This is a genomic window from Paraconexibacter sp., assembly GCF_041602235.1.
Lineage (GTDB): Bacteria > Actinomycetota > Thermoleophilia > Solirubrobacterales > Solirubrobacteraceae > Paraconexibacter.
In genome coordinates, this window is record NZ_JBFIGP010000300.1 from 1 (window position 1) to 4514 (window position 4514).

Consider the following 4514-nt stretch of genomic DNA (forward strand, 5'->3'; position numbering starts at 1 on the left):
AGGCGGGCTCCGGCGGGAGCACGATGCTCTCGCTGAAGGCGACGCCGATGATGCGGCACGACTACACCACCCTGTTCAAGCTCGAGCACATGCTCAAGGATGTCCGGCTGTGCCTGGAGCAGGCCGAGCAGGCCGGCGTCGCGTACCCGGCTGCGGCGGCCGCCTGCGACGCGCTGCTGGCGTGCGCTGAGCGTGGGCTCGGCGACGCGGACTTCGGTGCCGTCGTCGAGGCTGTGGAGACGTCACAGGGCGTCCGTCTCTGACCCCCTGTCGCCCGACGGTCCCTCGGACTTGTCCACGGTGTACAACAGACGAGCGTCTACGCGCCTGATCAAGCGTCAACGCGCCAGGAAAACCACCCTGAAATGTGGCGATTTGCAGGGATAGTTGGCACAACGCACGATCGTTTGCGAAGATGTTCACGTCCCGCGTCGTCGTCCAGGAGGTTCCGGGCGTCGCACCGCGGGATCGTTGTTGTCATCTCCCCCTCCCCCCGGAATTATTTATGCCTATCGCGTTCAAGGAATGGGCGGTCACCGTCCGCGCGCTCGCCGAGGGCGAGCAGCTCCTCACCCTGCGCAAGGGTGGCATTCGTGAGCCGGAGAAGCACTTCAAGCTCGATCACGATCGCTTCTTCCTCTACCCCACCTTCGACCACCAGAAGAACGACCTCGTCCGCGAGTCGCACATGCCCGAGATGCGGCGTGCCCTCGAGGAGGGCGTCTGGGCGGACGGCGAGCCCCCCGTGCACGCGCTGACGCGCGACGGCGGGATCGCGCAGCCCGAGCGCGTCCGCATCCGTGCCTGGGCCGAGGTCGCCGGTCACTTCACGATCGAGGACCCGCGGGTCGTCAGCGAGCTGTCGCCGTTCTACGTCTGGACCACCGACTACGCCGAGAAGCGCCTGGCCTGGAAGCGTCACCACCCGCTCCACGTGCTGCTCCTGCGGACGTACCGGATCCCTCGTCCCGTGACCGTCAAGGTCCGCGACGACTTCGGCGGATGCCGCTCGTGGCTGGAGATCAACCGCGACCTCCCGTTCGAGGGCACCCCGGTGCTGTCCGACGAGGAGTTCGAGCGTGCCACCGAGACCATCGGCGCGATCTGCAGCGGCCGGGTGCCGGCGCTCGCCTAGCCTGTCGTCACACGCAGTGTCCCCCGATCCCCGTTCGTCCATCCAGGCGAGCGGGGATCGTGTCGTTGACGCCCCCCTCGCGATCGACCGGGTCCGCGCCGCCGAGCGCCTGCTCGTCGTCGGCATCGGCGGCGGCGGCGACGTCGTGGGAGCGCTCGCCGTCGCCGAGTCCGCCCGCTCCCTGGGCACGGACGCGGTCGTCGGCGGGTTGACCTGGGAGCGGCGGCCGGTCGATCCCACCCCCGGCCCACGGCGGATCGACGAGATCGTCGACGCCGTGGAGATCCTGCACCCCGCCGTCGCGCTCGCCGGGCCGCGCACGAGCGGACGGTCCGGATCCAGTCGCTTCTCCTTCGCCGAGAGCCGCATGGCTGCCTTCCTCGGCGAGCACGTCGTCCTGCTCGACCCCAACCCCGGGCCCGCCGTGATCGCCGACGGCTTGGCCACCGCGGCCGCGGCGCTCGCGTGCGATCTCGTGGTCCTGCTCGACGTCGGGGGCGACGTGCTCGCGCACGGACACGAGTCCGGCCTCGCCAGCCCGCTCGCGGACGCCCTCGTCCTCGCAGCCGCCCCGCGGCTCAGCACGCTCGGCATCGACGTCATCGCCGCGGTGTTCGGCGCGGGGTGTGACGGCGAGCTGCACCCCGACGAGGTCGCGGAGCGCCACCAGGAGGTCGCCGCCGCCGGGGGCGACCTCGGAGACCTCCCCTTGTCCGGCGAGCACCTCGACCGGCTCGAGTCGGCGATCACGACGGTGGTCACCGAGGCGAGCGCGATGGCCATCCGCTGCGCCCGCGGCGAGACCGGTGAGGTCCCGATCCGCTCGGGGCGCCGCACCGTCGTGCTCACGCCGGACGGCGGCAGGATCCGGTGCGTGGACCCGCGGGTGGCGATCGACAGCGCGGCGCGGCTGGCCAAGCTGCTGCTCGACGCCACCGATCTCGAGGACGGCCACCGGCGACTCACGGACCTCGGGATCCGCACCGAGCTGGCCTACGAGCGCGACGCAGCTGCGGGCCTGCTCTGAACCGGGTCGGGCGCAGGACCGCGGCGGACGACGCCGAACGCTGACAGGTGCCCTGGGTCGAGACGAGCAGCCCCCACTTCCACGCCCGTCACGAGCTCGCCGACGACGACGACGTCGCCGGAGTCCTGGAGCTGCTGGAGGACACGCGGGAACGGCTCGCCGGGACCTTCCCTCCGATCGAGGGCGACATCACCGTCATCGTCCACGGATCGCTCGGAGCGCTCTCCCTCGCGCAGCCCTACTTCCCCATCCTGCGGCGGACGACCGCTCCGGCGGCCAGGCGCTACCTCGCGGGCTGGACGACGGCCAACGAGATCCACCTGCTCGCGCCGCGCCGTCTGCGGGATCGCGCGTCGAGCGTCCCCGGATCGCTGGAGATGGCGATGCTCGCGCCTGCGGGTCTCTACGCCCAGCTCGTCGTCGGCCGCGGCAACCCGAGCCTGGCGCCTCCGTGGCGCCCCGCGGCGACGCTGCGCACCTTCCGGTGGGCCTGGCTGGCGCTCGGGGCCGGCCAGTACTTCGGCGGCCAGACGGCGTACGCCCGTCCCGCGGTCGGACGCCGCCTGCGCGAGGGCTCCGAGCCCTCGTTCCCCCCAGGCCTGCGCGACGCCATGCTCCTGGGGGGCACCGTGCTCGACCTCCTGGCCCGCGAGGCCGGCGAGGACGCCGTCGTGCGTCTGGTCTCCCACCTGCACGCGGACGGACCGCGCAGCGCACTGGAGGAGGCGTTCGGGCGGGATCTCGTCCACACCGGCGGCGCCTGGCGCGCCCACCTCGCGGCGCTCGGAGGCGCCGCGGGCTGAGCCGTCAGCCGGCCAGCTCGGTGGCGAGCCAGATCACGAGCGCGGCCCCCGCGAACAGGCCGACGAGCCACGCCAGCAGCCGCGCCGGCGGTGGCCCCGAGCCCTGGGTGTCGGACACGAGCTCGGCCTCGAGGAGCACCTCGCGCGCGGCGCTCACGCCCGATGCGGGGACGAGCACGTCGCGCGGGCCGGCCGCCAGCATGTCGGGGACGTCGAACCCGCGGCTCCTGCGGATCAGGCTCGGGATCCCCTCCTCGAGGAGCATGCCCGCGATGAACTCGGCCTCGGCCTGATTGCGCCCACCCGCGACCCGGACGAGCTCACCCTCGGAGAGCTGGGGCTTGATCTTCCGCGCCCGCTCGTGGGCCTCGGTGATCGGCTGGTCCACGCCGTCGGCCCCGGCGTAGGTCAGCGGCATGCGGCAGTCGGGGCAGAACCGCTCGGTGAGCGGGTGGGTCGAGGCACATCGGGGGCAGACCAGCGGACGGCTCACGACGTCCACGCTACTCCGTCAGCAGCTCGACCTCTCGGTAGTCCCCGTCCTCGATCAGCCACGAGCGGACCTCGGGCTCATCCTGCTGGAGGCCCACGATGATCCACTCGACGCCGGGCCAGTCGCGCCCGAAGTTGAGGTCCGTCTGGGAGGGCTCGGGCGCCGACATGACGTGGGAGTGGTAGATCCCGCCGAGCTCCTCCCCCCGGTCCTCGAGCTCGAAGAGCAGCTTGGCGAGCACGGCCCCGTCGACCTCGAACCGGCGGCGGTCGTGCGCGAGGTTCTCCAGCTCGTAGACCTCGACGGCGACGCCGTCACGGGTGGCGACGACGCCGCAGCACTCCTCGGAGGTGTCGCGGCGGGCGTGGTCGACGATCCGCTCGAGCAGGTCGGGGGCGATCTTCATGGACGCTGCTGGGTGTCGGCAGGGCGAGGGACGTACCGCGAACGACGGCTCAGTCAGCCTTCAGCGCACGCTCGTCGTCGTCGTCACGGGAGTCGCCGGAGAGCGAGTCCTTGAACTCGCGCATCCCCTTGCCGACCGAGCGGCCGACCTCCGGGAGCTTCTTCGGTCCGAGCACGATCAGTGCGATGGCGAGCACGATCACGAGCTCCATGGGTCCGATGTTCGGCATCAGCGGTGTGTCCTCTTCGGTCGGGTGCGCATGACGGTTGCAGACCTTCCTACGTCCGCTACCACCAAACGGTTGAGTCGAGGTTCTCGACCTCGTCGACCGGCAGCGTGTAGATGCCGCTCGACAGGTACTTCCAACCGTCGTCGCAGACGATGAAGACGACGTTGCCCTCGTCCATCTCGTTCGCGATGCGGACGGCGACGCGCGCGATCGCGCCCGAGGAGACCCCGGCGAACAGCCCCTCCTCGTCGAGGAGCTTCCGGGTCCAGATGATCGCGTCGCGGTTCGTGACGAAGATCTTGCGGTCCAGCAGCGAGATGTCGATGATCTCGGGGATGAAGCCGTCGTCCAGCGACCGCAGGCCCTGGACCGGCTCGCCCTGCATCGGCTCCGCGGCGACGATCTTCACGCGGTCCCCGAG

8 protein-coding genes are annotated in these 4514 nt (G+C 71.4%); 4 read left to right on the forward strand and 4 right to left on the reverse strand.

Translation table 11 applies throughout. From position 1 onward, the window contains the following. The 4 genes from ABYE80_RS17495 to ABYE80_RS17510 form a co-directional block, all read left to right on the forward strand. Positions 1-263 (forward strand): NAD-binding protein (locus tag ABYE80_RS17495; RefSeq protein WP_372791590.1); only part of this gene is annotated, 263 nt, incomplete at its 5' end. A gap of 242 nt (positions 264-505) precedes the next feature. After that, positions 506-1135 (forward strand): DUF1802 family protein, encoded by a 630-nt coding sequence (locus ABYE80_RS17500; protein ID WP_372791591.1) that lies wholly within the window; start codon positions 506-508, stop codon positions 1133-1135. A 16-nt stretch (positions 1136-1151) separates the two neighbouring features. Further along, positions 1152-2162 (forward strand): DUF1152 domain-containing protein, encoded by a 1011-nt coding sequence (locus ABYE80_RS17505; protein ID WP_372791592.1) that lies wholly within the window; start codon positions 1152-1154, stop codon positions 2160-2162. A gap of 47 nt (positions 2163-2209) precedes the next feature. Further along, entirely contained in the window at positions 2210-2965 is a 756-nt protein-coding gene (locus ABYE80_RS17510) for a hypothetical protein (RefSeq protein WP_372791593.1), read from the forward strand. Between the two features lie 4 nt (positions 2966-2969). Here ABYE80_RS17510 and ABYE80_RS17515 read toward each other — a convergent pair whose 3' ends face one another. The 4 genes from ABYE80_RS17515 to ABYE80_RS17530 form a co-directional block, all read right to left on the reverse strand. Beyond that, positions 2970-3458: a hypothetical protein gene (locus ABYE80_RS17515; protein WP_372791594.1), complete on the reverse strand. Its 489-nt coding sequence runs from the start codon at positions 3456-3458 to the stop codon at positions 2970-2972. Positions 3459-3468: 10 nt separating this feature from the next. Continuing rightward, positions 3469-3864: a Mov34/MPN/PAD-1 family protein gene (locus ABYE80_RS17520; RefSeq protein ID WP_372791595.1), complete on the reverse strand. Its 396-nt coding sequence runs from the start codon at positions 3862-3864 to the stop codon at positions 3469-3471. 49 nt (positions 3865-3913) lie between these two features. Next, a complete protein-coding gene (locus tag ABYE80_RS17525; RefSeq protein ID WP_372791596.1) occupies positions 3914-4093 on the reverse strand; it encodes a twin-arginine translocase TatA/TatE family subunit in 180 nt (59 codons plus the stop codon). A gap of 58 nt (positions 4094-4151) precedes the next feature. Continuing rightward, on the reverse strand, positions 4152-4514 hold a 363-nt coding region (locus ABYE80_RS17530; protein ID WP_372791598.1), incomplete at its 5' end, for a pyridoxal-phosphate dependent enzyme.

Coding starts and splice junctions, on each gene's coding strand:
- ABYE80_RS17520 (WP_372791595.1), bottom strand. CDS start 3,864: ATGAAGATCGCCCCCGACCTGCTCGAGCGGATCGTCGACCACGCCCGC.
- ABYE80_RS17525 (WP_372791596.1), bottom strand. CDS start 4,093: ATGCCGAACATCGGACCCATGGAGCTCGTGATCGTGCTCGCCATCGCA.
- ABYE80_RS17500 (WP_372791591.1), top strand. CDS start 506: ATGCCTATCGCGTTCAAGGAATGGGCGGTCACCGTCCGCGCGCTCGCC.